Raw genomic sequence first — 24213 nt, 5'->3', positions numbered from 1 at the left:
TAGTATTTTATAAATTAAGAGCCCAAACAATCATTTACTTAAATAATCCATATTTTCTATCACTGCATGAATGGAAAGGTTCTTCAAGCTGCTTTTTGGACTATATTGAATATCTATGCCGGTTAATTCTTTTACCCTTCCTTCTGTATCTTCTGTTAACCTTTTTGCTAAACCATGTACATTGCCAGAACTTATCATTTGCATAACAGAAAATTTCCCATTTGAAATATACTGCTTCTCTATAAGTGGGAATATTTTAATTATCCCATCTAGGCTCTCACGACTGTTTATTGATAATTTACCTTCTTCTTGAAGTAGGTATAACTTTTCTATCATCTCAGCTCTATTACCGGAGTGATTCTTTACAAGATCCTCTAATAGTTCTCCATGTTCATCTATAGGCACATGAACATACATTAGCCACAAAAGAAGAACTAAGTCCGTATTATCTTTTGTTATCTCCTTTATTTTTCTTGCCTGACTGAATGCATAAAAAACAGGATCTTGACCATCATAAGAGTAACTAAATCTCGACAACCTCCGCCTAATTTGATCATCAATTCTCACTAAAATCACATTTTCCAGATTTTTAACAAATTTATGTTCTTGTTCAAGTACTTTAAACATTTTTGAAAAATCTTCTACTGGGGTACATTTTAGGTCATGTTTGATTTCAAATTTAGAATTAATATTCATCAGATCTTTTCTTAACTCAATATTCATCAGAGCTTTTTTAAGCTCAACCTCCAGATAATTTTCTATCGTATATCCAATTCGTTTACTATCTGCGTATTCTTTGTTAAATAACGCAACGAAATCAAGAGCGGTTGATCTTAATTTTTTGATTAACCAATTATAAGTACTACGTACTCCATCTAGTACAAAAGTTAACATAACTCCCTCACTTTAAAATATTATGTTTTAAGTATACAATGTTTTCAAGATTTAGTAAAGCAACCTTTTAGGCTGAAGTATGTCACTAAAATTTAGTATTTTATAAGTAGTGGTAGTATGGTAAAAAACTTATAGCTTGCTAAAAAGAAATGGAATGACTGTGATAATTATTTAATATCCTGTCTTGAAGTAAGTGCTATCCTCAGCGTTCCTTCATCTAGGTAGTCAATTTCTCCACCCATTGGTATGCCGCAAGCAAGGCGTGATATTTTCACATCCAAGTTTTTTAGCGACTCAATTATATACTGTACGGTAACTTGGCCCTCTAATGTTGGATTAATCGCGATAATGATCTCTTCAATTTTAGACTCTGTTACTCTTTTCAGAATAGTATCAAGGTTAAGTTCTTTTGGACCTATGCCATTTATTGCAGACAATTTACCACCCAAAACATGGTATAAACCTAAATATATGCTTCCCTTTTCAAACGCCCATAAGTCGCCTAATTCTTCTACTACGCACAGTAACTTAGTGTCACGTTTTGGGTTAGTACAAATAGAACACGGTGATTTTACATCTAAATTCCCGCAAATTTCGCACTCTATTATTAGTTCTGCTAGCTCCTTAATCAAAGATGCAAGTGGTAACATGACTTTCTCTTTGTTTTGGAGTAAATGTATAACTAACCTGCGTGATGATGATGGCCCTAAACTTGGCAATTTAGAGAAAGCATGAACTAGATTTTTTATGTTAATGTTCATTCAATAAATTCAGAATAGGTAGTCAAATGGTAACATCAAACCCTTTGTAAAGAAAGTGGTAAGTTTCTCTTAATCCCACTTTGATTAGCTATAGAAAAAATTTCTTACTTTAACTCAAAAAATTACTTCCGCATACTCAAAATCCCCTTATCATGGAAGTGAAGCTATTTTTATTTAACTTCGCAATCTGCAGATTAAAACGACAAGGAAACTTGTATTTGGCGTCTCATGTTTAATTTTTCGCACTATGTGCACTTTATGTCTTTATAAAACTTCTAGGTTTTCAAGCTGAAACGCGCTTATAAAGCGTTTAAGACAGTATAATACGCCAATTTGCAGGATTAGAGAGTAAGCACTATCTAACACGGGATTTCTTTTGCCTTTTTTCTGCTTAGTAAATTTCTTAGCATTTAAGCTAAGGGTCTGTTGCAGTTTAAAAGTCGCTAAATTGCAGCGTTTAAGGCTTAAGAAACGCCAACGCGTTCAATACAATGTCGCAAATTAAAAATTCCTTCCTCCTGCGCTAGTTCTCTGATCCGAAATACCGCTTCTACCTGATTAAGACCAATGTTAATTTGTTTTATTAATGTCCTAATAATACCACATTTAGTTTGCCAATCTAGGTAGTCTAGGTTCGATTTTACACTAGAATAAAAACCCTTTATGCTATTGATAATAATGCTCATTCTCTCCTGTAGTGTCTTTTGATCAACAACCTTTTTCTTCTCTTCTTCTATTTCTTCTAAACGTTCCTTCATTTTTTTCATTGTCTGCTTAAATTCTTTCTCACTTATATATTTTTCCCCGCCTTGACTATAATAATCTTCCATTAGTTTTTCGATACCTTGTTTTATTTGACTTTCCCTTCTTGCAAATTTTTTATCTGATGATTCATCATTTTTATTTTCTGAAACTCTACGTTGGTACTCCCTTTTAATCCTTTCTGGGTTCTTTAACAAACTTTTTACTTCTTCCCATATAACCATTTCTAACATATCTGCACGGATATATTTATTGTCACATTTATCGTAACTATTAATCATAACACGCGCATTACAACGATAATAGCTATATGTTTTTTCCCCACTTCTACAATGTGAACCGGTATAAGCATATCCACAGTTTTGACATACAACTAGACCTTGTAGTAGATTTCTCTTTTTTCCTTTCACTCTCTGCATTCTTGCTCTTTTTTTATTTTCATCCAGTTGCTTTTGTACTACATAAAATAATTCTTCATCAACTATTTTTAGTACTGGTATATCAATCCAATTCTCTTTATCTATACGCTGGACAGATACTTTTTTTTGTTTAGACCTTCTTCCTGTTGCCTTCCATGATGCCATTTCAATCCTTCTTGATCTACCAAAAGCTGCTAGTCCTTTATATGCAGGATTTCTTAACATGCTACAAATCGTTGCTGGATACCAATTCTCCTGTCCAGTTCTTGTTCTAATTGACCTCTCTTTTAGCCTCAGTGTAGCTGCACTTATACTTATTCTTTCTTGACCTATCCACTCAAATAGTTCGCGCACTACTTTTGCTTCCTCTTCATTTATTTCAAATTTGGCTTCCCCTGTTACATTCCTTTTTATGTATCGATAACCATAAGGGGCTTTGCTCATTACACTTACATAACCTTTTTTTGCTCTATGGAGTTTTCCTCTACGACTTCTTTCCATAATCTTTGTACATTCATATTCTGCCACCAATCCTTGCATTCCTAACAAAAATTTAGACTCTGGATTATTTTCAGTCTTATGATTTAAGAATATTACTTCTACTCCTGCTTTCTCAAATTCATCAAGTAATATCATTTGGTGTGCAGATTTTCTTGACAACCGGTCAGGTGAATGAATATAAATTTTATCAATTTCACTTTCTGCTACTTTATCACGTAACGCATCTAAACCTTTACGCTCTAAATTCCACCCACTAACGCCGTCGTCCTTAAATTCATACTCATCTAATAACTCATGTTTGTCTGCAGCAATTCTACTCTTAAGCTCTGCAATTTGGCTCTCTATTGTATTGTTCTGCGCTTGGCTTCTCGATGAAACTCTCGCATACAAGGCTACTGTTGTCATTTTTTTCTTCCTCCTTTCCGTTATTTATTTTTACTGAATACTTTAGTAACTGCTCATAAGCATCTGCTAACTCATCAGGCTCATATCGACAGGTCACAGTTAACGTCCTTTTTCTCATAGTTTCTCCTGTAAATGTTTTTGTAGTTCAGGCACTCCCTTTTTCCATAAATCCATTTCCAGTCACTCTTGCGAAAAAGACGTAACTGTTACCCTTCGCTTCTATATAAAATTTTAGAAACCCATTTTAAGTGCTTTTCTATCTGCTCATCCAAATCTTCTAGTTCTTTATCTACCTCTAGCAGTGCCTTTTTCGCTAATGCTTCAGCTTTTCTCTTATTTCCTCTATCCTTTTTTCTCCTTTTTCTTTTAAATTTAGGCTTGATACTGTTTTCTCCACTAACTCACCTAGTTTTTCCATCACCTTTATTGTTTTTGCTTTTTCCACTTTTCCAAGTGACGAAAATTCTTCTAATATTAATTTTTTCACTTCTTTAAGATCCATAACTTTTGTCTCTAATTCTTTTACGTCTCGTTTATCACATTTCTCCATTATTTCCTCTATTGTTTCTCCCGCTTCTCCATACATCGCAGCCACATCTCTCATACTCACTCCCTTCTTTTCTAGGTAACTTGTCACCTTCGGGTAAATTTTTGCATAGTTTAGTGGACTACATCCAAACCTATCTATTGCTTCCATATCTCCTCTTGCATTTATTAGCACTTCTATTGTCTTTATTCTTCTGGCTAAACACGCTAAGTGTAGTGGCACTGCTTTATTATTCGATTTTGCGTTTACCTCTGCTCCTTTTTCTATTAGTGCTTTTACATTTTCCGCCTTTCCTGAAAACGCTGCTATGTGTAATGCTGTTTCTCCTCTTTCATCCGTAGCATTGATATTCGCACCTTGTTCTATTAATAACCTTATTATTCCAGCGTCCGAAAGTTGTGCCGCATAGTGCAATACCGTACGACCCTTTTCAAATCTTTCATTAATATTTAAAAACGGGTTCTCTAAAAATGCTTCTAGAAATCTATCAAACGCATTTTCCGCTTCTTTTCTGAACTTTACCATTATATACCTCACTATAAATTTACATAAAACCTTCCAATTTGGCTTACTTCAGTGCTAGAGAAATTTTTGATATTTACCTACACTATTCTAGCTATGCCTTTTTTACCATCAAAAGCAAGTTTTTTTTTACAAAATATACACAAATATCAATGTGCTGTATTAAGATATAAATATATATACTTAATATATTAAGTAATAAGCAAACCTCCTATCTTTCATCAATCGTTTTGATCACTTCGATCATCTCGATCATTTCAACCATTTCGGTTGCTATCTTGTTTAATGCCTTGTTAAAATCTTGTCTCATTACTGACTTATCTCTCTTTCTTATTTCTTCTATACTCATCACTTTCTCTTTTAACTTCGGTAAATATCTTCTTCCCCATATCTCTACTATTTCTCCAACTGACTCCACTACTTTATCGCATATCTCTGGTGTATCCCTCTCCTTGCTTTTCCAGAAATTTCCTCACCTCTTTATTCTTTTCATTGTCCTTTAGCCAATACATCGGTGTAATACCAAATTTATTCAGTTGGTTAACTGACGCTCCTGCTTTTATTAGCTCTTTTATTATCCTTTCTGCACCTACAATACATGCAAAGTGCAGTGGGCTATATTTGCTAATTCCTTCAGTTGCATTGACCTCCGCTCCTGACCTTATCAGTACTTTTACGTTTTCTAGACGTTTCGCTAATGCTGCACAGTGTAGCGGTGTAAAACCTCTGCTATCTGTTGCATTTACATCCGCTCCTTTTTCTACTAATAACTTCACTGTCTTTTGATCTGGGATTCTTACTGCATAGTGCAATATCGTTTTTCCCTTCTCATCTCTTTTATTAATATTTTTGAACGAGTTCTCTAATAATTCACACAATGACTTATTAAATTCCTCTTTATCTTTTCCACTGACTCTCATTATATACCTCACTATATATGAAATGGCCCAATTTCTAGCTATAGGTGAATTTTTGATATTTACCTACACCTACCTAATTTATAGCTTTTCTAGCATCAAAAAGCAAGTTTTTTTTGGTAAATTCACCTGTTTTTACTAAATATTAGTATAGAATATGAAGATATAAATATATATACTTAGCGTATTAAACATATTACCTGTTTTTCTTTCCAACTCCTGTCCAAATGACGATGTTCATGCCAAACAAGGACACCTGGGTAAAATACTAAAATGTAATTTTCTAATTCATGTATTGAATCTTTTTGCCTTGAATCTAAATCGTTTTTATAGTGAAAATGGTGTTCTGCTATACCGTATCTTACTATTTTTTGGTTAATGAAGTTCTTTACTTGATAGTGGTGGGTAACACTGAATCTTTCTAAAATTGGCTTGTATCTAAAATTCCACAGTTGTTCTGATAGTTTGCTACTTCCCAATACAAATTTATCCCCTTCCTCTTCTATACTAGTAACCGGAAAACATGCGTTCTAAGTTCCAGCTATCTGATAATACTATCTGCGCTTTAGCAAACTTAATCTCAGGTAATAAGCTCTGTGGTAAAGGGTATAGCGTTTTTAAATTATTCCACTGATGATTTCTTTCATAAATACCGTTATAATTCTTTGTATGAGGTTCGGTTTCCCCAAGTATTGCTACATCTAGACGATATATGTCATTACTAAAAACTCGTTCATAATGGTTGCGTAGATAGTTTTCTATAATCCTAATAACTGGACCACTAGACCTGAAAAAATTTACTCTCCCAAATGATAATACTGGTCCATTTTTTTCAACTTTTACCCCAGAATAGTCTGAAAGTAGGTCTCCAAATAAACTCTCATCTAATATAAATCTTCCAATATTATAGTGGTCATTGAAAAGCCTCATTAGCCTCGATCTTGCAGGTAATGATAGTTTTGCAAGCTCTACTACTGCATCAACAAAGAAGTCATTTGGTACATCTTTTATTCCTATCTGCAACTCAAAGAAGTGTTTACCAGGTGGCTCTTCAATAATTGTAATATCATCTATATTTGCCCATTTTAGTGCTATTTTCAGTGAAGCCGGTGTTCCACGGAGTCTTTGAAATTTTATTCCTTCTTTTATCGCTCTTCTTTTATCTTTTACCCAACGTAGTATCTCTTCTAGACCATACTCCTCTACTATCCATGGTAATATTTTTTCCTCTAAGCTAAATTTAAACCCTCTGATGCAACCAGGATCTACTTTGTAATCTATAGCCTCTACCAATGCACGTTCTTGTTTTGTTGCATTTGGTGGTAATAAACTTTTCATTTGCTTTTTTTTCTAGATTGCCTTAATTTCCTTTTTTTATCTAGGTAATACATGAGTAAGCAAGAAATCATTGATGCACTTATTAAAAACAAAGATATCTTGGGTATTAAAAATACTGAACAAGCCTCTATGATATTTGACTATATTATTGGCACCTTAAAAAATAAGTTACAACACTTAGAAGAAGGAGAGTCCTTTTGTTTACATAATGTTGGTCGTTTTTATACAGTACACCTTAAATCCCGCAATGTCCGTAATTTCTATAGTGGTGAAATTGTCAAAGTTGCTCCAGGTAGAAAAATACGTTTCAAATCTTATCCTTCCTCCAATTTGACATAGCCGAGAACAGCACACTCATTTCCTAGTACCACAATATCCTCCTTTGGCTCTATTAGCTCAACATTTTCTACTCCTTCCACAAATAAATTGGCTATGATCCATATATTCCAACCTAATCTTTTTGCTGATTCAAATTTTTCTATAAATTGTTTCTTTGCAGTTTCAATAACCCCTGGTCTATTAATGCTAATTCTGCTGTGGATATCTATTTCAATAATATTGCAACCAACTACTGTTATCGTATCAGTCAAAACCCTTATGTTATCTTGATTAACCCTCTCTCTTACTATGTTAATTAATTCCTCTGAAGGTGTTGATAACTCTGTGGGTAAGATTGAAATTTGCACGCTACCTGGTATTGGTGACTCAACTAGCGCATCTTTAACTCTACTATCTGCTGAGAGTGCATGATAGCGATAATGTTCCTTACTTCCTCCGGTACTCCAGCCTACTATTTTTGCTTTTATTCTCCCCTTAAAACGTTCATCTTTTTCCCCGTTCTCCCTTTCCACTCCGTAAAATTCAGCTAAATCATCAAGTTCTTCCCCCATTGCAAACTTAAGTAAATTGCTCCGTACTGCTTCATTTATTCTTTGTCGTAGTAACAATTCTCGCCATGCTGCTACTTCTAAAATCTTTATTGCTGGGTCACTTTCTACCAATCCTGTAAAACTTTCATCACGACTTACTAATTCTTCTTTCATCCGAGAAAAAATCTTTTCAAAGTTCAGTGGTTCAATAATATTTGGCTGCTGCATCTTTATACCATAACTCCGTCAAAGCGAATATTTTCTCCATTTGGTAGATAAATCCCATTCAAAGAAATTGTGACTTTTCCTTCTTTCACTTCTGTAATTTTTACTTTTTCCAACTTAAATCTCTTTTCCCACTTTTCCAAAGCCTCTGCTGTTGCTGCATAAATTTCCAGCGTAAAGTCACGATTTACTGGTTTATCTAATAATTCAAATAATCGGGAACCATAATTTCTTCGCATAACACGTGATCCAACAGGAGTGGTTAATATATCAACAATTGATTGCTTTAAATGCTCTAACCCTTCTAATTCCTTTCCTGTGCTCGCATTTATTCCTCTCACATCTTTACCCGGAGAAAACACTACTACTACCATTTATTACCTTAAATCCACACGAAACTGTATCTCCAACTCGTGCAATACCAATACCGTTGACAAAAACAGCACTTGACCCTTGCGTTAGTGTCTCTCCTAAAGTCAAAACATCGCCTTTACGACACACTGGATAACCATTAACAAAAACATCTCTACTTCCACTCATACAAAAATGCACTGGTATTCCTGTACAATAATCTCCTATGCGAACAACTGCTTTGGCCATATCAATTAAGATTAATCCTTTTTGCCTTAAGTTTTATTTTGTCTTTCGTCATCTCTATGCTTGATCCCCCAACTTTTAGTGTTATTTTATCTACTACATTAATCTCAAGTTGATATTTTTCTTTGTCGTATAACAACTTTGTTCCATCCTGAAACTGAAAAGTATGTGCACTTTTTCGGCATTCTGAGGGAAAATACTTCTGCTGATAAATTGCCGGTAATACTACCCCTAAAGATAATTCCCCAAACGGTGATAACACTACTACCTGTTCATCAATATTCGGTGGTGACCAGCTTTTGTCCTCTCCTGCTCGGTAAGTAATCCACGGTAATAAATCAGTTACAAATTCTCCTATTTTTACCCGCACTCTTGCTTTTTCATAATCTATTTCTTTGATCAGACCTATACGAATAATGTTTGCTAATTTTCTATTCAGCTCTGAAATCGCAAAATTATGGTCTAACATACACTTGCCCTATTTCGATGGTATGTGGCGTAATACCTGCTGAAAATATTGATTTACCTGTATGGACTTCATGAACCCATTCTAACAACCACACTAGATATGCATCCAACTCTGGCTTAAAATCATCTACTTCTGCCGATATAAATTCTCCTGGTGAAACATTTTCCACGTTCCAAGTATTTTTACTTACAACCCTTGCAATTTCTGCTGCTAATGATCTCACAACTACCTGAGAATCCTCGACTGTTCCATTAACTACAATTCTCGCTTCAAATCTTGCTCTCAGAGCTAATTCCTCTGTTCCTGGATCTTTTCCTGGCTCTAGACTCACAAGCTCTACAAATACCGCTGGGGCTATTATTTCCTTTCGTACTGTTGGATACACTTCGCACGTCTTTATCGCTGGTATTTCTTCTTTTAACTTATTACAGATTGCCTGATGTAAATCTCTCCAGAACATTATTTTGTCATATACTCCATCTGTTGCTGAAAATATTTTTCAAATACTTCTTCTACTTCATTTTCAGCTAACTCTTTCATTGTCTCCCTAGCATGGGTATTTATTTTTATTTCATCTATTGGCAAAGACGTGGTATACCTTCTTCTGAATATTCCTATATGTCCATTTTTCATTGACCTTACCCAGAAAAAGTAGAGAGGAAGTTAAGCCATTTTTATTATGAAAATGATGAATCAAATTTCTCAGGAATGCAATAATTAATAGTAGAATGTCTACGCTGTTTGTTATAAAAAATTTCTATGTACTCAAATATAGCAGTTCTAGTTTGCTGAGCAGAGTGTTGCGAAGTATCAATAAGAAGCTCCCGTTTGAGTGAGCTGAAAAAGCTTTCAACAACAGAGTTGTCATAACAACAGCCTGTGTGACTCATGCTGGAAATGATGTTTTTTGTGTTCAGCAAAAACTGATAATTTTTAGAGGTATATTGTGAACCTTGATCACTATGAAATAGCAGATCTTTGGCTGGTTTGCGCTTATCAACAGCCATCAATAAAGCATCTATAACTAATCGCTTAGTTATTGTACTACTCATTGACCAGCCAACTACCATACGTGAATATAGATCAATTATTGCTGCCAAATATAGCCATCCATCCTTAGTTTTTATGTATGTAATATCAGTTACCCATACTTTATTTGGCTGACTAGTAGTAAAGTTTTGGTCCAATATATTGGGAGTTATAACCCTATTGTCAGTCTGCTGTTTTTTGCTTTTGAATCTTCGCCTCAGTCTAGCTTGAATACCATTTTTTTGCATGATATCCTGCACTGTTTTGATGTTGCAATTTTTACCTAAAGCCTTTAGTTCAGCATGAATCTTAGGTGCCCCATATCTACAATTAGATGCTTGGTATATTTTTTGAATGTCTGCTAGAAGCTGCTCCCTTGTTAATTCTTTGCTGCTTTTCTTCTTACTAGTCCATTTGTAGTAGCCGCTAGCAGATACTTTCAAAATCCTGCATAACTCCTGTACTTTATAGTAGTTTCCATGCTTTTTGATAAATAAATATTTTACTCTTTGTGACTTGCAAAATATCCCAGGGCTTTTTTTTAAATGTCTCTTTCTCTAGTAACTCTTGTTAGTTCTTTCTTTAATTCAAACTTTTCTTTATCACATGGTGCCAACTTTCCCTTACCAGGAAATGCTTCTTCTATTGATCCTTTTTCGTTATATTTTTTTATCCAGTCACTTAGTGTACTGTTATCTATTCCTAAATCTTTAGCTATTTTGCTTGCTGACTGCCCCGTTTCCTTTACCAACTTTATTGCCTCTAATTTAAATTCCACTGTGTAATTTTTTCTGTTCTTTACCATAATAAGCCCTCATAATCATGTTTTATTTTACTTCAAAAATGGCTTAACTTCCTCTCTACTTTTTCTGGGTAAGGTCAGCACTGGGAGACAACCGTCATTCCGCTACTCGTTAGCGCCGCACGTAGCTTAGCTATAGCTGCAGATTATAACAAATGCAGTAGCATAATCTCCGTCGTCACTTAGAGAGAGATGAATCATGTGGTCTTTGGAGATAAAGTTCCTGTTAATAGCAAGATGTGGCTTTCCTTTTACATCACTGTATATTTCTATATCTTTCATTACAATGCCCTGACTGAATCCACTACCTAGTGCCTTAACAAAAGCTTCTTTTGCCGCAAAGCGTTTAGCAAAATACCTTACTTGCATTTCTTGACTGTTGTACTTCTTGCTCACCTCTATCTCTTGCTCAGTGTAGATTTTATTGAGGAATTTTTCCCCATATTTTTGTAATATCCTCGATATCCTTGGTATATACACTATGTCAGTGCCGATACCGCGTATCATTTTGTGCTAAAGCGATTTATTGCTTCCTCAATCTGCATTTCTTTCACCTCTTCAGTTGCTCTATTTTTTATTTCAACTATATTTTCACTTACTGCTTTCTTTCCAACAATTATTTGCCATGGCAAGCCTATTAGATCCATTCTAGCAAATTTTACTCCTACACTTCCTTCCGTGTCATCGTAAAGCACTTCATCGCTTTTCAAAGCTTTGTATATTTTATCTGCAGTCTCTGTTACTTTCGTTTGTAAATTGATTAAACCTATTCTAAAAGGAGCTACCGCTTCTGGCCAGATAATTCCTTTATCATCATGAAAAGCTTCTATTATTGCACCAACAAGCCTTGAAACCCCAATGCCATACGAGCCCATATGCATACTGACACTTTTTCCATCTTGTGAGGTGACTTTTGCATTCATTGGTTTTGAATATTTATCACCAAAGTAAAAAATGTGCCCTATTTCAATACCCTTGCTAACATTTAACTGTTCTTGCGGTATAGGACAAGTTTTAGGATCATGCATATCGTCTGCAACTGCATATATATTCTTCAGACTTTCAACATCCTCACTTTCCAGCAATTCAGAAAATTTATTGTCATAATATAAAGTGCTTTCGCCAGTGTTCGCCAATATATGAAACTCGTGGCTCAAGTTTCCTCCTATTGGTCCAGTGTCCGCCTTCACTACAATTGGAGTAAGTCCCATGCGTTTGAAGATTTTTATGTAAGTTTTATACATCAAATTATATGAATTCAGTGAATTTTCGTAATCCACATCGAAACTGTACGCATCCTTCATCAGAAATTCTCTACCTCTCATTACACCATAACGTGGTCTTACTTCATCGCGAAACTTCCACTGAATTTGATATAAACAAAGTGGCAGGTTTTTGTAACTTGTTACCGCACCTCTAATTAAATCAGTTGCTACCTCCTCGTGCGTTGGGCCAAAAAGTATATCTTCCTCATGTCTATCCCTTATGCGTAGCATTTCCTTACCGTAATCATCGTAACGTCCTGATTCTCGCCAAAGATTTGCTGGTTGTATGCAAGGCATTAACGCTTCAATTGCACCAGATTTATTCATTTCATCTCTGATGATATCTTCAATATTCTTAAGCACGCGCAGACCAAGTGGTAACCACGTATAGATACCAGATGCTATCTGCTTTATTAAACCTGCACGTAAAGAATATTGATGGGAGATAATTTTAGCATGGGCAGGCTTTTCCTTTAGAGTCGGCAGGTAATATTTGGATAAACGCATTATAATAGATCTGATTGCATTAAATAATGTTAATACAATCAGGCTTATAGGTAAACTTATTTTGAATAAGAAGGGAAGTGTGTGGTACTTCCCTTAATGTTCGGCAACTTGCTGTAATGTCCTGCTGCCCATTTCTTATCATCTCTACTTGCTTTCTGACCAAACTTGTTACGAATCTTCTCAAGTTTTGTTGCAGGAGAAGCTTCAGAGTTTGTTTGCAAATCAATAGGCTCCCCCTGCCTTTGACGTAGAATGTGACGAAGATGTGGATTCAGAATCAGATCCATGACCACTGTCAAAACTTCCACTTCTTTTTTTACTGTCTGATTGAGAATTTGATGAAGTTCTTGTTAGTGTTTTTTCTTCTTCTGTATCAGATGCACTACAATTCCCATTGCCGGATACACAGCCACTGTCAAGACTTTCATTTCTTTGGAGTGATTGGGAGCCTAAAGATGCTTGCACGCTAGTTTCTTGGCTTATCTTCCCATCATATACATTACCACTGTCAGTAGTGCTTGTCCCTTCTTCGTTGTCTGGTTGGTGGTTTGAAGGTGTTTGATCTACCCATTCGTTACTATCTTCATGATCAGACTCTCCATTGCTACTACTTGACACACTATTACTACGTCTTCGTGGTGGTAAGATCATATCTGATACTTTATTAAACGCTCCTCCCAGCTTGTTCGACTGTTGCACGTTGTTCTGTTGCGCGTTGTTCTTTTGCCCTCCAGCAATTCCTCTCCTTCGATTCTGAAGTGTTTCCTTCAAATCATCCATAAGACCTCCTGATAACCTACCTTTATCATTGTTTAGTTCCTCTTTCTTCTCCCCAGAAGCTTTTCCATCGCCTTGTCTAAGCGGTTTGCCATCAGCTTTTATTATATCTGCAAGCAAAGCATTATTCTTAGGGTAATATACAGGACCACCAGCCTCATTCGATTTTTCATTCATAGCATTATTCTCGGATTGCTCCGTACGCTTGGAAGCTGTAGGAGGAGGTGGCGGAGGAGGTGGTGGAGCAGCACTTTGTGACAATGGAGGTGGTGGTGCATTGTTTTGGAAAGTTACCGTACCAAATGTTGGTGGAGGCGAATGTTGCAGAAAAGCAGGCTTGTTTGGTTCATCTTTCAGATTAGTATCAACATGTTTCAAACCTCCCACTTCCGTCTGTGATCCACTATCTTGCTTAACACCAATTGGTTCACTTTTTAGATTAGTACAATTTTCACACACAAGATTTGTGATTCTTGAGATGCAGTTCGCTGGCCGGATTCCTCTCTACTAAGACCTACTTTTTTCTTATCATTAGCTATAGAAATAGTCAGTTTAACAAGATATATCACTGAAGCCAATGCAACAACCGTAGAAGCAGCAAAAATTGTTAAAGGAACTGCTGCAATCGCACCAGAACCTGTAATAACATAAGGAAGATATTGACCAGCTATGAAACTCAATACAGATAATGATAAAATAATAATTAAAGGTTTAAGTGTAGTCCACTTAGTTTTAAGCTCCTGATTGCTCAAATTACCTTTTAGCAACATGGATGTACGCATTGCTTTTACCTTACTAATTAAAACTAATTTAATAATAACTCAATTAATAATTTATGTCAATATAGACAAGCTTAACTTGTATAAGATAATAGCAATGGCCACATAACATTTATCTTTCAAGCATGTATTGAAGTATTTCATTAGCCATAAGGAAATCTTGACGTGGGGCTTTGCCGTGTTCTATAAATACAGAGATTGCATAGCGCGGGCTATAGTAAGAACCATAAGCGATAAATAATTTATGACTTTTACCCTTAGAGTTTGTCTCTGGTGTACCAGTTTTGCCAGCAATTTGTATGCCGCTAGAAAAGTTAAACCCTTTTTTATAAGTTGATGCAGTACCAATTCTGGAATTCACTACATCAAACATAGCTCTTTGAATTATGCTAAGATGATCCACATCAATATCAGGAAAGTCTTGTATTGTTTTGCTCACTTCGATGCAGGGAATCACCTCTTTTCCTGTTGCAAGCCTTGCTGAAAGAACTGCAAGCTGTAATGGTGTTGTAAGTATATACCCTTGTCCTATCACTAAGTTGATAGTGTCACCTAAGTGCCATTCTGAATGTAGCTTCCGTGCGCGCCAATCTCTATCGGGCAATAATCCTGAAGCCTCTTCTTTAAACGTTCCAAGCAGTGGCCCACTTCCAATACCAAATTTTCTAGCCATTTCTACCAGAGAGTCCACACTTATTTCTTTTCCTACGTTATAAAAGTACGCGTTGCATGAGGAAGCTATTGCTTCATTTAAAGATACATATCCATGACCTTCGCTTTTCCAGCAGCGAAATTTTCGCTCGCCTATTCTCATATGGCCCCTACACAAAAATTTTTCTTCTGGCGTGATTATTCCATCTTTTAAACCTGCAAGTGCAACTATTACCTTAAATATCGAACCAGGTGAAATTTGATATGATAGTGCGCGATTCACGAGTGGCAATGAAGGAGTATTCAAGCTTTCCCAAGTTTCATTTGATAGTCTGTTAGCAAAAAGATTATTATCATAAGAAGGCGAATTATATAGTGCTAAAATTTCTCCGTTATTTACATCAATTACCGTTATGGAACCTTTTTGGTCTTTAAATACCTCTGCAATTTTCTCTTGCAGATTAATATCAATTGTTAGCTGCACATCTTGTCCGTCTTGCTGTGGTATGCTTGATAATTCTCTTATGATGCGTTTTTTAGAATTTATTTCCTGCTCAGATTTTCCTGGCTTGCCTTTTAACATATGATCATATGTATATTCAATGCCGCTGATTCCTGCTTCATTTACACCTTGCTGTTTTTTTGTATACCCCAATATATGAGAACACATTGAACCAAACGGGTAGTAACGTTTATAAAGAGCGGTTATTTTTGCTTCTGACGATCTTGCTATATTAGATTCAATTTCTGATACTGTTTGCAAATCAACTTCCTCACCAGAAACTTTTTGCCCATCAAATAAAACAACATACGAAATTTTGTTTACCGCAAGTTCAATGCTATTCCTATCTAAAATTTTGCCTCGCTGAGGCATAATAGTGGTGACCCGCACCCTATTGTTATTAGATAGCGCTTCGTATTTTTGTCTGTTTCGTATTTGTAAATTATATACCCTATAACTAAAAATGGCGGAAATGGTAAGCTGAACACCGCCTAATATAAATGCTCTACGGTTAAAGACTTTGTTTTTTGTCCACATAGAATTCCTTCAAATGCACTTTTCTCCCTTCTTCTATTGCTACACTTCTGGCTTTACAGACCCTTTCCTCCCACTCACTTAAGGTAATAAACTCGTAACCTGATTTTTCTAGTATTTTAATAATCTGAGGTAAAGCCTCAACTGTATTTAATTTGTTGTCGTGATCATGGAACAATACAATTGCTCCATTATGTATGTTGCTCACAACTCTTTCAACTAAGATCTCTGGTTTATCGCCTTGCCAGTCCAGAGAATCAACTGTCCATAATATTGAATACATATTCAATCGATTAGTATTTTCAATCAGATTATCATCATGGCATCCATACGGCGGACGAAACCATTTTACATCTTGTTCTGTTGCATCTTTAATTGCTATATTTGTTTTTTCCAGTTCTTGCAACTGTTCCTCGCTTGAAAGCGATGTCAACTTTCTATGTGACCAGGAGTGATTGCCTAACTCATGACCTACCTTATGGATCTTCTTTATTACCTCAGACGTTTTCTTATTTATACGTTCACCAAGAAGAAAAAATGTCGCTTTTGCTTTATAGTTTTCCAGAACATTAATAATATCGTCTACTCTATTGTTAGATGGGCCATCATCAAATGTAAGCGCAACAAATTTATCACCGTTACTTAACAATTTTTTTATATTACTTAAATTTTTATATGATAGATCTATGTTACAACTAAGCCCACAATATGGTAAATTAAAATTACAATCACCACAAAAAGCTGTACTTGAATATAGTAAGAAAAAAGTTGTTATTAGCCCTCTTTTCAGCCCTGTCATTCCAATACCCCTAACTGTCATTTCAATTTCCCTCTTTTGTCATCCAAGTAGCATGGCACTGAAATTTAGTTTATACATAGAAAAACCTTATTTGGGTGAGCAAATATATTTTCTCATAACACTTTTTTCAAAAACATACATGTTGCTTTATTAACGTAATCTCGGCGTTCAAAGTCACACTAGACTTCTTGCATAACCTAAAAAAAGGCAAAAGAAGCCCCGTGGTGGTTGGCTATTTACCATGTACTAAAATATCGGCGTTCTTTTTATTCTAAAACGCTTGATTAAGAGCGATTTAGCCACTTTTAATTTGCAGCTAACCTACACCGCAAGTGTTTTAAAAAATTTACTATACAGGAAAAAAGGCAAAAGATACCCAGGGTAGCTAGTATTCAAATTCTCCCTTGTCAATTTGACGTTTTTTGATGTCTTAAACGCTTTGTAAGCGCGTTTCAGCTTATATAGGTAAAAACCTAGAAATTTTATAAAGACATGCGGTGCACGTAGTGCGAAAAATTAAACATGAGACGCCAAATACCCTAAGTTTTTTGTCATTAACCTGCACAGATTGCGAAGATAAATAAATAGCTTCACTTCCATGATAAGAGGACTGGCGGAGTTTGTCAAGAAATTTCTTCCAACGCGCTGCCAAAAGTTTGTTATGCAAGAGGTCTATTGTTCTGTACAATATCTATAGCTAAAGAATTTAGGTTTACCTGCACTCGTCATTCCGCTATTTATTAGCGCTGCGGCGTTTGACGTAGGAAGATCTTAGCTATATTTAATGAATTTGGATAAGCGTGCTGAAAGAATTTGAAATTGAACCTTTGTTGAAAGATAAGGCTCTACACCAAACCAAGGCTGTGGTTGCAATGTCCGGCGGAGTTGATAGTTCTGTTGCTGCAGTGCTGCTACATCACCTCGGATATCAAGTGATTGGTGTGACTCTTCAGCTATATGGAAGTGATGGTAATGCTAATGCGAGAAAAGGTGCATGCTGTGCTGGACAGGACATTTATGATGCCAAGCGCGTAGCTGAAAGTACTGGTTTTTCTCATTATATCTTAAACTACGAAGAAATATTCAAAAAGGAAGTAATAGAGGATTTTGCAGACACCTATATGCGTGGAGAAACTCCTATACCATGCGTAAAATGTAACCAAACAGTAAAGTTTCGTGATTTGTTGCAAGTTACGAAAAATCTCGGTGCAGATGTGCTAGTAACAGGACATTACGTGAGACGATTAGAAAAAAATGGCAAGGTAAAGTTGTGCAGAAGCATAGATAAAAGTAAAGATCAAAGTTATTTTCTGTTTGCCACAACAAAGGAGCAGTTGAAGCTTTTGAGATTTCCACTCGGTGGGTTCTATAAAAGTGATATAAGAAAATTAGCAAAATATTTCAGCTTACAAATTTCTGAAAAGCCGGACAGTCAAGATATATGCTTCGTTTCCGAAAGCTACAGCAAAACAATAGCTAAATTAGCTCCACAATCTGTACAGAAAGGCAAAATTGTGGACATAAATGGAAAAGTGCTGGGAGAGCATAATGGCATAGTAAATTTCACAGTGGGGCAAAGAAAAGGCTTGGGTATCGCACACAGTGAGCCTCTTTATGTGACAAAAATTAATACAGAGAATAATGAGGTTATAGTAGGTCCGATCAACGCGTTAATGCAAAAAAAAATACTGGTCAAAGAGTTAAATTGGTTAGAGCAACCAAAGGAAGGTATGGAAGTGACTGTGAAACTCAGATCATCACATGCAGGAAGTTCAGCAACAATACATTCAACTGAAGAGAAAAACAAAGCTTGTGTCATTTTAAACGACGATTACTTTGGCATCAGTCCCGGTCAAGCCTGCGTAGCATATAAAGATGAGCAAGTTATCGGCGGTGGGTGGATATGCTCTTAACCGAAAGGTTTTTATGATATTAGAATATTTGCTGCACATATTTCCATACCAGTCAAATATGGAGTAAGTAGTCTATTCCTCTCATTAGACCTCTTGCAGAACCTGTTTGTGATGAGAAATTTTTAGGAAAAGTGCACCACAGAATACTCGAATGTATTTGAGGAGCGCAGACAAGCTTTGACGACAAAATTGCCTTCAGAAATCAAGTTATGCAAGAGGTCTATTCTACTTTTTTGTGGAACGTTCGTACAGTTGTAGGCTTGGCCACCCTAGTTTACAAAACTTGGTCACACGCTATCATTCTTGTACAGCAATTAAATAAAAAATTCACATCTTAAAAGGATCATATACATCAATTTCCTTAGAGTTACTTTTTTTCAATTTCTCACTTAATAATCTCAGGACGGGTTGTAAATCATCATCGATTGATAAGCATAGCACTTCCTTATTAAGATAATCGGCCAGGTGATTCTTTTTCTCAAGAATTTCAGCTTCCTTCAACAAGTCGCATTTGTTTAACACTACAACTTCTTCTTTTTTAACAAGATCACTATTGTAAAGCTCTAGCTCATTGTGTATACAATCATAAGCTGAAATAACATCATCGTGAGTTACATCAATTAAATGCAGTAAAATTTTACACCTTTCTATGTGCTTTAAAAATTTATGTCCGAGCCCAACTCCAAGGTGAGCATCAGTGATTATTCCAGGAATATCTGCTATCACAACTTCACTATCATCTACTTTTGCCACACCTAAATGTGGTCTTATAGTAGTAAATGCATAATCGCCTACTTTCGTATCAGAGTTTGAGCAGCGGGTTAAAAATTTAGATTTACCTGCATTTGGCATACCAATAATGCCAACATCAGATAAAACTTTTAGTTTCAATATTATGTTTCTTTCCTCGCCAGGCTGACCATGGGTAAAATGTCTTGGTGCCCTATTGGTGGCAGATTTAAAATTGGTATTCCCAAGCCCACCTTTTCCACCTTGCACTACTTGAAATTCCATGTCGGGTTTATCAAGATCTACTATCACTTCCTCACTTTCTTCCTCAATTATTTGTGTACCAACTGGAACTTTAAGTACAACGTCTTTTCCTGCTGTGCCAGATCTATCTCTGCTTGCACCACTTTTTCCACTCTCTGCTTTAATGTGTCTTCTATAACGGAAATTAAGCAAAGTGTTGAGATTTGCATCACTGATGAAAATTATGTCTCCTCCCCTGCCCCCATTACCACCGTTTGGACCACCAAATTCAACGAATTTTTCTCGACGAAAACTTGCACAACCATCACCACCATCACCAGCTTTTAAATATAATTTAACTTCGTCTATAAAATCCATGCTAACCCACGATAATATTTAGCATTTTCTCCCAATGTGCTTTGTATTCTCATTAGCTCGTTATACTTCGCAAGCCTATCAGAACGCGATAGCGAGCCAGTCTTTATTTGTCCACAGTTTGATGCAACCGCTATATGGGATATTGTTGTGTCTTCTGTTTCACCTGAGCGGTGAGAAATGACAGCTTTATAGCCATTTGATTTTGCCATTTCAATTGCATTAAACGTTTCTGTTAAAGTCCCTATCTGATTTGGCTTGATCAATACAGCATTTGCCATTTTTTCCTCTATTCCTTTACGTATTAGCTCACAGTTTGTAACGAACAAATCGTCCCCAACCAATTGAACTTTACTTTCCAATTTTGCAGTAAGTAATTTCCAGCCTTCATAATCATCTTCACTCATTGCATCTTCTATAGAAATTATTGGATATTTTTCCACAAGGTCACAATAGTATTCGATCAATTCCTCTGAAGTAAGCTCTTTATTTTCAAATTTGTAAATTTTATTTTCATAAAAAGTAGATGAAGCAACGTCAAGGCCTAGTGCAAAGTGATTTTGCATTGAATAACCGGCAGATTCTATAGCGTGTATGATCAAATCAAGCGCTTCTGTTGTATTTTTAATATTTGGTGCAAAACCACCTTCGTCTCCTACATTTGTGCTATAACCTTTTTTCTTAAGAATGCTGCGCAAGTTATGAAATACCTCTACAGACATTCTAACTGCTTCACCGAAAGCTTCAGCTCCAACAGGAAGAATCATAAATTCTTGAAAATCTAGTTTATTGTCTGCATGAACTCCACCATTAATTATGTTAATGAGTGGAACCGGCATAACACTTGCCTGCTCTCCCCCTAAATATCTATACAACGGCATTTTAAAACTATTTGCTGCTGCTTTTACAATTGCAAGAGACACACCTAAAGTTGCATTTGCTCCAAGTTTGGATTTGTTCTTTGTTCCATCCAATTCGATTAGCGCTTTATCAATTGCACCTTGGTTTGTTGCATCCATGCCAATGATTTCATCTGCTATTATTCCATTTACAGCTTGAATAGCTTTCAGCACTCCCTTACCACAATACCTTTTTTCGTCTTGATCCTTCAACTCTAAGGCTTCTAGTTTACCGGTTGAAGCTCCAGAAGGTACAGACGCTCTACCTATTGCTCCATCACAGAGTTCAATTTCCACCTCAACAGTGGGGTAACCCCTGCTATCTAAAATTTCTCTTGCCAACACATTGTTGATTATCTTTTTCATCATGTTAAACCTCAACTTCTGCCATAAGTGCTGCAGTTTCTTTTGCCAGTTTAGCTATATTACTACCAGCACCAATAAATAATACTACATCGCCTGAATTTGTCGAATCACTAATAAAATGTGAAATGAGTAAAGCATCATTCATAATTTTTACGTTATTAAACCCGTTACTGATTAAAGCTTCTTGTATATCATCAATCCCACAACCAGGAATAAGCTTGTCTTTCGGGGGATGAACAGGAGTAAGGATCACATAGTCAAACATCATAAAAACCCGTACGAATTCATCAAAAAAATTACGAACGCGAGCAAAACGAAGTGGCTCGATAATTCCTATCACTTTTTCTTTAGTAATTGAACGCGCTGCTGTCAAAGTTGCCTGTATTTCGCTTGGATGATGAGCATAATCCTCAATTAACTTAACACCCTTAATATCGGCAATTAAAGAAAATCTTCTTGCTACTCCTTTAAATTCCAAAAGGCCTTTTTTAATGTCCGCATCGCTAATTCCGAGTTTTATTGCAACCGATATTGCAGCCAGGGCGTTACTTACTTTGTGAATTCCGACTGCGTTTGATAGTACTATGTTTTTTAAAGGGCTGGACTCTGGGATCCAGTTATTTTGAACCATACAACTATCGTCAATCAACACGTCAAATTCTAAACTGTCAGTATGCTGCTTAATGTTGCTGGCTCTAGTATTACCACTCTCAAATCCAAATGTTATAGAATCGCTTTCATTGCAACTAATGCTTACAGAATCAGGCAAAACTGCAAAATCTGCTTTGCTTGTAAACTGAGAAAACGCATTTTTAATATCGTCAAATGTGCCGTAATGGTCTATGTGGTCGTTGTTAATACTCGTTATAACAGCAATATTTGCAGGAATTTTTAGCACGGTTCCATCAGACTCATCAGCTTCGATTAAAAAAATGTCACTCTTTCCAAGTTTTGAATTACTCTGATAGGAGTTTAATATCCCTCCCACAATTACAGTTGCATTAATTCCCACGTTGGTGTCATTCCAGTGCGTGACGCTGGAATCTAAATTTTTTTTCTGGATCCCAGTGTCAGCTACTTGGATGACAGGAGAGTGTGTTGGGATGACAGAAAGAGGTCTACTAGAATGATCAAAAATGGAAGCAATCATTGCCGTTGTTGTTGTCTTTCCACTTGAACCCGAAACTGCTATCACATATTTATCTTTCATAATTTCGGCAAGTATGTCTGATCTATGAAAAACGATTTTATTGTTACTTCTTGCTGCAACTAACTCCACATTATCAGATTTTATTGCAGAAGAATGTACAACTGTTTGAGCTTGCTTAATGTTAGTGGCATTGTGACCAATATAAACCTCTATACCCAGCTTTTGTAACCTATCTACATTGTCGTTTGACTGTGCATCACTGCCTTGAACTTTGTAATTGGAATTGTGAAGAATTTCAGCAATAGCGCTCATTCCAATTCCACCTATACCAATTATATGTATTATTCCTTTTTGAGTACTGTTCATATTTAGCAGTAGACGTTTACTCATTACTAAATTTATTATAGTATAATTTAAAATCCTCATGGTATCGAACCCTTTCACTGAACACAATGATAAAAAATCTAGCCTTTCTGTGCCTAACATTTGTTTTGACGAGTAGTTGCAATTTTAACAACAGATGTAATGATACTGCAGGTCATTATAAAATTGGTAATAGTTACACAATAAATGGTGTAACTTATCATCCAAAAAACTGTAAACATCATGAAGAGATAGGAATAGCGTCGTGGTATGGAATAGAAGATCATGGCACACTTACAGCAAACGGTGAAGTGTTTAACCGTCACTTAATCTCTGCAGCACATAAGACTTTGCCTCTGCCCTGCTTTGTTCTTGTCACTAACTTAGAAAATGGAAGAAAGCTTGTTATAAGGGTTAACGATAGAGGGCCATTTATTGAAGGTAGAATAATAGACTTATCAGAAAAGGCAGCAAAAGTTTTAGGATTGCATAAATCTGGGCTTGCAAAAGTAAAAGTTCAATATTTAAGGAAAATGTCAGAACGATTAGTACAAAAAACCCCTCATTATAGAAAGCAGTATGAAAAAGAAATGCGGAAACGTCACCCAAGACAAAACAGTGTAGAAAGTAAAGGATACATTGCATTTTTTAAAAATGCTCAGGCTGCTAAATTAGCTGCATCGAAGCTTCGTAATCAAGGAATGAAAAACGTTAGATTGCTTTTTAAGAACGATCAATATTGTGTGAAAGTGAGTTATAAGTAAAAACCAAAAACTCTAGCCTCCGTTCAAGCAATTTATAGTAGATTTCTTGTATAATTATCTTTTGAGTAACTTTCGGCAGTTTGGATGACAGGAGGTAATGCAAAAAATCTCATAATGAAAGTTGGTTAAATTTTTAACTAAGCTAAAAAAAGGCAAAAGAAACCCTAGTCACTGTCTATTTTCTGTATTGGCGTTTTTTAAGTCTTAAACGCTGCAATTTAGCGACTTTTAAACTGCAACAGACCCTTAGCTTAAATGCTAAGAAATTTACTAAGCAGAAAAAAGGCAAAAGAAATCCCGTGTTAGATAGTACTTACTCTCTAATCCTGCAAATTGGCGTACTATACTGTCTTAAACGCTTTATAAGCGCGTTTCAGCTTAAAAACCTAAAAATGTTGTGAAGACATACGGTGCACATAGTGCAAAAAATTAAAAATAAGACGCCAACTACGTTATACTCCTTCGTTTAATCTGCACAGATGAAGATAACTGAATACCTTCAGTATCATGATAAGAGGGCTGGCGGAGTTTGTCAAGTGA

At 35.9% G+C, this 24213-nt stretch carries 28 protein-coding genes and 1 pseudogene; 3 read left to right on the top strand and 26 right to left on the bottom strand.

Annotated features, from left to right (window positions below):
• Positions 1–30 precede the first annotated feature (30 nt).
• From ACICP6_RS02250 to ACICP6_RS02215, 8 genes and pseudogenes are all read right to left on the bottom strand, one after another.
• Complete coding sequence (locus ACICP6_RS02250) at positions 31–894, bottom strand: hypothetical protein (protein WP_395463442.1); 864 nt, start codon at positions 892–894, stop codon at positions 31–33.
• A gap of 167 nt (positions 895–1061) precedes the next feature.
• The gene (gene recR / locus ACICP6_RS02245) at positions 1062–1649 is read right to left on the bottom strand and encodes a recombination mediator RecR (protein ID WP_395463640.1); all 588 of its coding nucleotides are present in this window, start codon (positions 1647–1649) and stop codon (positions 1062–1064) included.
• A gap of 470 nt (positions 1650–2119) precedes the next feature.
• The gene (locus tag ACICP6_RS02240) at positions 2120–3742 is read right to left on the bottom strand and encodes a recombinase family protein (protein WP_395463441.1); all 1623 of its coding nucleotides are present in this window, start codon (positions 3740–3742) and stop codon (positions 2120–2122) included.
• Complete coding sequence (locus tag ACICP6_RS02235; protein ID WP_395462912.1) at positions 3657–3860, bottom strand: hypothetical protein; 204 nt, start codon at positions 3858–3860, stop codon at positions 3657–3659. Before ACICP6_RS02235 ends, ACICP6_RS02240 begins: the two co-directional genes overlap by 86 nt.
• 195 nt (positions 3861–4055) lie before the next feature.
• A complete protein-coding gene (locus ACICP6_RS02230) occupies positions 4056–4814 on the bottom strand; it encodes an ankyrin repeat domain-containing protein (protein WP_395462913.1) in 759 nt (252 codons plus the stop codon).
• A gap of 208 nt (positions 4815–5022) precedes the next feature.
• Positions 5023–5229 (bottom strand): hypothetical protein, encoded by a 207-nt coding sequence (locus tag ACICP6_RS02225; protein WP_395462879.1) that lies wholly within the window; start codon positions 5227–5229, stop codon positions 5023–5025.
• Between the two features lie 4 nt (positions 5230–5233).
• Positions 5234–5731, bottom strand: coding sequence for an ankyrin repeat domain-containing protein (locus ACICP6_RS02220; RefSeq protein ID WP_395463440.1), 498 nt, complete (start codon positions 5729–5731; stop codon positions 5234–5236).
• Positions 5732–5907: 176 nt separating this feature from the next.
• A pseudogene (locus ACICP6_RS02215) lies at positions 5908–7066 on the bottom strand (phage tail protein).
• Between the two features lie 51 nt (positions 7067–7117).
• Here ACICP6_RS02215 and ACICP6_RS02210 point away from each other — a divergent pair.
• Complete coding sequence (locus ACICP6_RS02210) at positions 7118–7405, top strand: HU family DNA-binding protein (RefSeq protein ID WP_395463439.1); 288 nt, start codon at positions 7118–7120, stop codon at positions 7403–7405.
• On the opposite strand, the gene ACICP6_RS02205 is transcribed toward ACICP6_RS02210, so the two are convergent.
• The 15 genes from ACICP6_RS02205 to ACICP6_RS02135 form a co-directional block, all read right to left on the bottom strand.
• Entirely contained in the window at positions 7381–8163 is a 783-nt protein-coding gene (locus ACICP6_RS02205) for a baseplate J/gp47 family protein (RefSeq protein WP_395463438.1), read from the bottom strand. The two genes, ACICP6_RS02210 and ACICP6_RS02205, sit on opposite strands and share 25 nt — an antisense overlap.
• Before the next feature lie 2 nt (positions 8164–8165).
• Positions 8166–8501, bottom strand: a complete 336-nt coding sequence (locus ACICP6_RS02200) for a GPW/gp25 family protein (RefSeq protein WP_395463639.1) — start codon at positions 8499–8501, stop codon at positions 8166–8168.
• 4 nt (positions 8502–8505) lie between these two features.
• A complete protein-coding gene (locus ACICP6_RS02195) occupies positions 8506–8760 on the bottom strand; it encodes a PAAR domain-containing protein (protein ID WP_395463437.1) in 255 nt (84 codons plus the stop codon).
• A gap of 1 nt (position 8761) precedes the next feature.
• Positions 8762–9226 (bottom strand): phage baseplate assembly protein V, encoded by a 465-nt coding sequence (locus ACICP6_RS02190; RefSeq protein ID WP_395463436.1) that lies wholly within the window; start codon positions 9224–9226, stop codon positions 8762–8764.
• Positions 9213–9686, bottom strand: a complete 474-nt coding sequence (locus ACICP6_RS02185; protein ID WP_395463435.1) for a hypothetical protein — start codon at positions 9684–9686, stop codon at positions 9213–9215. The genes ACICP6_RS02190 and ACICP6_RS02185 overlap by 14 nt, the downstream gene beginning before the upstream one ends.
• The gene (locus tag ACICP6_RS02180) at positions 9686–9859 is read right to left on the bottom strand and encodes a hypothetical protein (RefSeq protein WP_395463434.1); all 174 of its coding nucleotides are present in this window, start codon (positions 9857–9859) and stop codon (positions 9686–9688) included. The genes ACICP6_RS02185 and ACICP6_RS02180 overlap by 1 nt, the downstream gene beginning before the upstream one ends.
• Before the next feature lie 44 nt (positions 9860–9903).
• On the bottom strand, positions 9904–10746 hold the full coding sequence (locus tag ACICP6_RS02175) for an IS3 family transposase (RefSeq protein WP_395463617.1): 843 nt from the start codon (positions 10744–10746) through the stop codon (positions 9904–9906).
• A 50-nt stretch (positions 10747–10796) separates the two neighbouring features.
• Positions 10797–11060, bottom strand: a complete 264-nt coding sequence (locus ACICP6_RS02170; protein ID WP_395462617.1) for a transposase — start codon at positions 11058–11060, stop codon at positions 10797–10799.
• 126 nt (positions 11061–11186) lie between these two features.
• A complete protein-coding gene (locus tag ACICP6_RS02165; protein WP_395463433.1) occupies positions 11187–11564 on the bottom strand; it encodes a holo-[acyl-carrier-protein] synthase in 378 nt (125 codons plus the stop codon).
• Positions 11561–12829, bottom strand: coding sequence for a proline--tRNA ligase (gene proS / locus ACICP6_RS02160; RefSeq protein WP_395463432.1), 1269 nt, complete (start codon positions 12827–12829; stop codon positions 11561–11563). The genes ACICP6_RS02165 and proS overlap by 4 nt, the downstream gene beginning before the upstream one ends.
• Positions 12830–12885: 56 nt before the next feature.
• On the bottom strand, positions 12886–13050 hold the full coding sequence (locus ACICP6_RS02155) for a hypothetical protein (protein WP_395463431.1): 165 nt from the start codon (positions 13048–13050) through the stop codon (positions 12886–12888).
• Between the two features lies 1 nt (position 13051).
• On the bottom strand, positions 13052–13984 hold the full coding sequence (locus tag ACICP6_RS02150; RefSeq protein WP_395463430.1) for a hypothetical protein: 933 nt from the start codon (positions 13982–13984) through the stop codon (positions 13052–13054).
• 56 nt (positions 13985–14040) lie between these two features.
• Positions 14041–14388 carry a hypothetical protein gene (locus ACICP6_RS02145; protein ID WP_395463429.1) on the bottom strand — a complete coding sequence of 116 codons (348 nt, stop codon included), beginning with the start codon at positions 14386–14388 and terminating at the stop codon, positions 14041–14043.
• A 109-nt stretch (positions 14389–14497) separates the two neighbouring features.
• The gene (locus ACICP6_RS02140) at positions 14498–16075 is read right to left on the bottom strand and encodes a penicillin-binding transpeptidase domain-containing protein (RefSeq protein WP_395463428.1); all 1578 of its coding nucleotides are present in this window, start codon (positions 16073–16075) and stop codon (positions 14498–14500) included.
• Positions 16050–16892 carry a polysaccharide deacetylase family protein gene (locus ACICP6_RS02135; RefSeq protein WP_395463427.1) on the bottom strand — a complete coding sequence of 281 codons (843 nt, stop codon included), beginning with the start codon at positions 16890–16892 and terminating at the stop codon, positions 16050–16052. The genes ACICP6_RS02140 and ACICP6_RS02135 overlap by 26 nt, the downstream gene beginning before the upstream one ends.
• A gap of 779 nt (positions 16893–17671) precedes the next feature.
• Here ACICP6_RS02135 and mnmA point away from each other — a divergent pair.
• Positions 17672–18784 (top strand): tRNA 2-thiouridine(34) synthase MnmA, encoded by a 1113-nt coding sequence (gene mnmA, locus ACICP6_RS02130; protein ID WP_395463426.1) that lies wholly within the window; start codon positions 17672–17674, stop codon positions 18782–18784.
• Positions 18785–19111: 327 nt separating this feature from the next.
• Here the strand turns inward: mnmA and cgtA are convergent, their stop codons facing one another.
• From cgtA to ACICP6_RS02115, 3 genes are read right to left on the bottom strand one after another with little or no spacing between them, the layout of a single operon-like run.
• Positions 19112–20134 (bottom strand): Obg family GTPase CgtA, encoded by a 1023-nt coding sequence (gene cgtA / locus ACICP6_RS02125; protein WP_395463425.1) that lies wholly within the window; start codon positions 20132–20134, stop codon positions 19112–19114.
• Positions 20122–21399: a phosphopyruvate hydratase gene (eno, locus tag ACICP6_RS02120; RefSeq protein ID WP_395463424.1), complete on the bottom strand. Its 1278-nt coding sequence runs from the start codon at positions 21397–21399 to the stop codon at positions 20122–20124. The genes cgtA and eno overlap by 13 nt, the downstream gene beginning before the upstream one ends.
• Before the next feature lies 1 nt (position 21400).
• Positions 21401–22972, bottom strand: a complete 1572-nt coding sequence (locus ACICP6_RS02115) for a UDP-N-acetylmuramate--L-alanine ligase (protein WP_395463423.1) — start codon at positions 22970–22972, stop codon at positions 21401–21403.
• A 26-nt stretch (positions 22973–22998) separates the two neighbouring features.
• Here ACICP6_RS02115 and ACICP6_RS02110 point away from each other — a divergent pair, with 26 nt between their 5' ends.
• A complete protein-coding gene (locus tag ACICP6_RS02110) occupies positions 22999–23673 on the top strand; it encodes a septal ring lytic transglycosylase RlpA family protein (RefSeq protein ID WP_395463422.1) in 675 nt (224 codons plus the stop codon).
• The last annotated feature ends 540 nt before the right edge of the window (positions 23674–24213 follow it).

It is taken from the genome of Wolbachia endosymbiont of Cantharis cryptica (genome assembly GCF_964277405.1).
In the GTDB taxonomy this organism is placed as follows: Bacteria; Pseudomonadota; Alphaproteobacteria; order Rickettsiales; family Anaplasmataceae; genus Wolbachia.
Note: the sequence above shows the minus strand (reverse complement) of the source record. Positions and strands in the feature narration are given on the sequence as shown.

What these genes read in the sequence shown, in the direction of transcription:
- cgtA (WP_395463425.1), bottom strand. Translation starts at nt 20,134, where the DNA reads ATGGATTTTATAGACGAAGTTAAATTATATTTAAAAGCTGGTGATGGT.
- ACICP6_RS02185 (WP_395463435.1), bottom strand. Translation starts at nt 9,686, where the DNA reads ATGTTCTGGAGAGATTTACATCAGGCAATCTGTAATAAGTTAAAAGAA.
- ACICP6_RS02195 (WP_395463437.1), bottom strand. Translation starts at nt 8,760, where the DNA reads ATGGCCAAAGCAGTTGTTCGCATAGGAGATTATTGTACAGGAATACCA.
- ACICP6_RS02240 (WP_395463441.1), bottom strand. Translation starts at nt 3,742, where the DNA reads ATGACAACAGTAGCCTTGTATGCGAGAGTTTCATCGAGAAGCCAAGCG.
- ACICP6_RS02165 (WP_395463433.1), bottom strand. Translation starts at nt 11,564, where the DNA reads ATGATACGCGGTATCGGCACTGACATAGTGTATATACCAAGGATATCG.
- ACICP6_RS02235 (WP_395462912.1), bottom strand. Translation starts at nt 3,860, where the DNA reads ATGAGAAAAAGGACGTTAACTGTGACCTGTCGATATGAGCCTGATGAG.
- proS (WP_395463432.1), bottom strand. Translation starts at nt 12,829, where the DNA reads ATGCGTTTATCCAAATATTACCTGCCGACTCTAAAGGAAAAGCCTGCC.
- ACICP6_RS02230 (WP_395462913.1), bottom strand. Translation starts at nt 4,814, where the DNA reads ATGGTAAAGTTCAGAAAAGAAGCGGAAAATGCGTTTGATAGATTTCTA.
- ACICP6_RS02115 (WP_395463423.1), bottom strand. Translation starts at nt 22,972, where the DNA reads ATGAGGATTTTAAATTATACTATAATAAATTTAGTAATGAGTAAACGT.
- ACICP6_RS02190 (WP_395463436.1), bottom strand. Translation starts at nt 9,226, where the DNA reads ATGTTAGACCATAATTTTGCGATTTCAGAGCTGAATAGAAAATTAGCA.
- ACICP6_RS02180 (WP_395463434.1), bottom strand. Translation starts at nt 9,859, where the DNA reads ATGAAAAATGGACATATAGGAATATTCAGAAGAAGGTATACCACGTCT.
- eno (WP_395463424.1), bottom strand. Translation starts at nt 21,399, where the DNA reads ATGATGAAAAAGATAATCAACAATGTGTTGGCAAGAGAAATTTTAGAT.
- ACICP6_RS02170 (WP_395462617.1), bottom strand. Translation starts at nt 11,060, where the DNA reads ATGGTAAAGAACAGAAAAAATTACACAGTGGAATTTAAATTAGAGGCA.
- ACICP6_RS02250 (WP_395463442.1), bottom strand. Translation starts at nt 894, where the DNA reads ATGTTAACTTTTGTACTAGATGGAGTACGTAGTACTTATAATTGGTTA.
- ACICP6_RS02140 (WP_395463428.1), bottom strand. Translation starts at nt 16,075, where the DNA reads ATGTGGACAAAAAACAAAGTCTTTAACCGTAGAGCATTTATATTAGGC.
- ACICP6_RS02135 (WP_395463427.1), bottom strand. Translation starts at nt 16,892, where the DNA reads ATGACAGTTAGGGGTATTGGAATGACAGGGCTGAAAAGAGGGCTAATA.
- ACICP6_RS02220 (WP_395463440.1), bottom strand. Translation starts at nt 5,731, where the DNA reads ATGAGAGTCAGTGGAAAAGATAAAGAGGAATTTAATAAGTCATTGTGT.
- ACICP6_RS02205 (WP_395463438.1), bottom strand. Translation starts at nt 8,163, where the DNA reads ATGCAGCAGCCAAATATTATTGAACCACTGAACTTTGAAAAGATTTTT.
- ACICP6_RS02145 (WP_395463429.1), bottom strand. Translation starts at nt 14,388, where the DNA reads ATGCGTACATCCATGTTGCTAAAAGGTAATTTGAGCAATCAGGAGCTT.
- ACICP6_RS02210 (WP_395463439.1), top strand. Translation starts at nt 7,118, where the DNA reads ATGAGTAAGCAAGAAATCATTGATGCACTTATTAAAAACAAAGATATC.
- ACICP6_RS02110 (WP_395463422.1), top strand. Translation starts at nt 22,999, where the DNA reads ATGATAAAAAATCTAGCCTTTCTGTGCCTAACATTTGTTTTGACGAGT.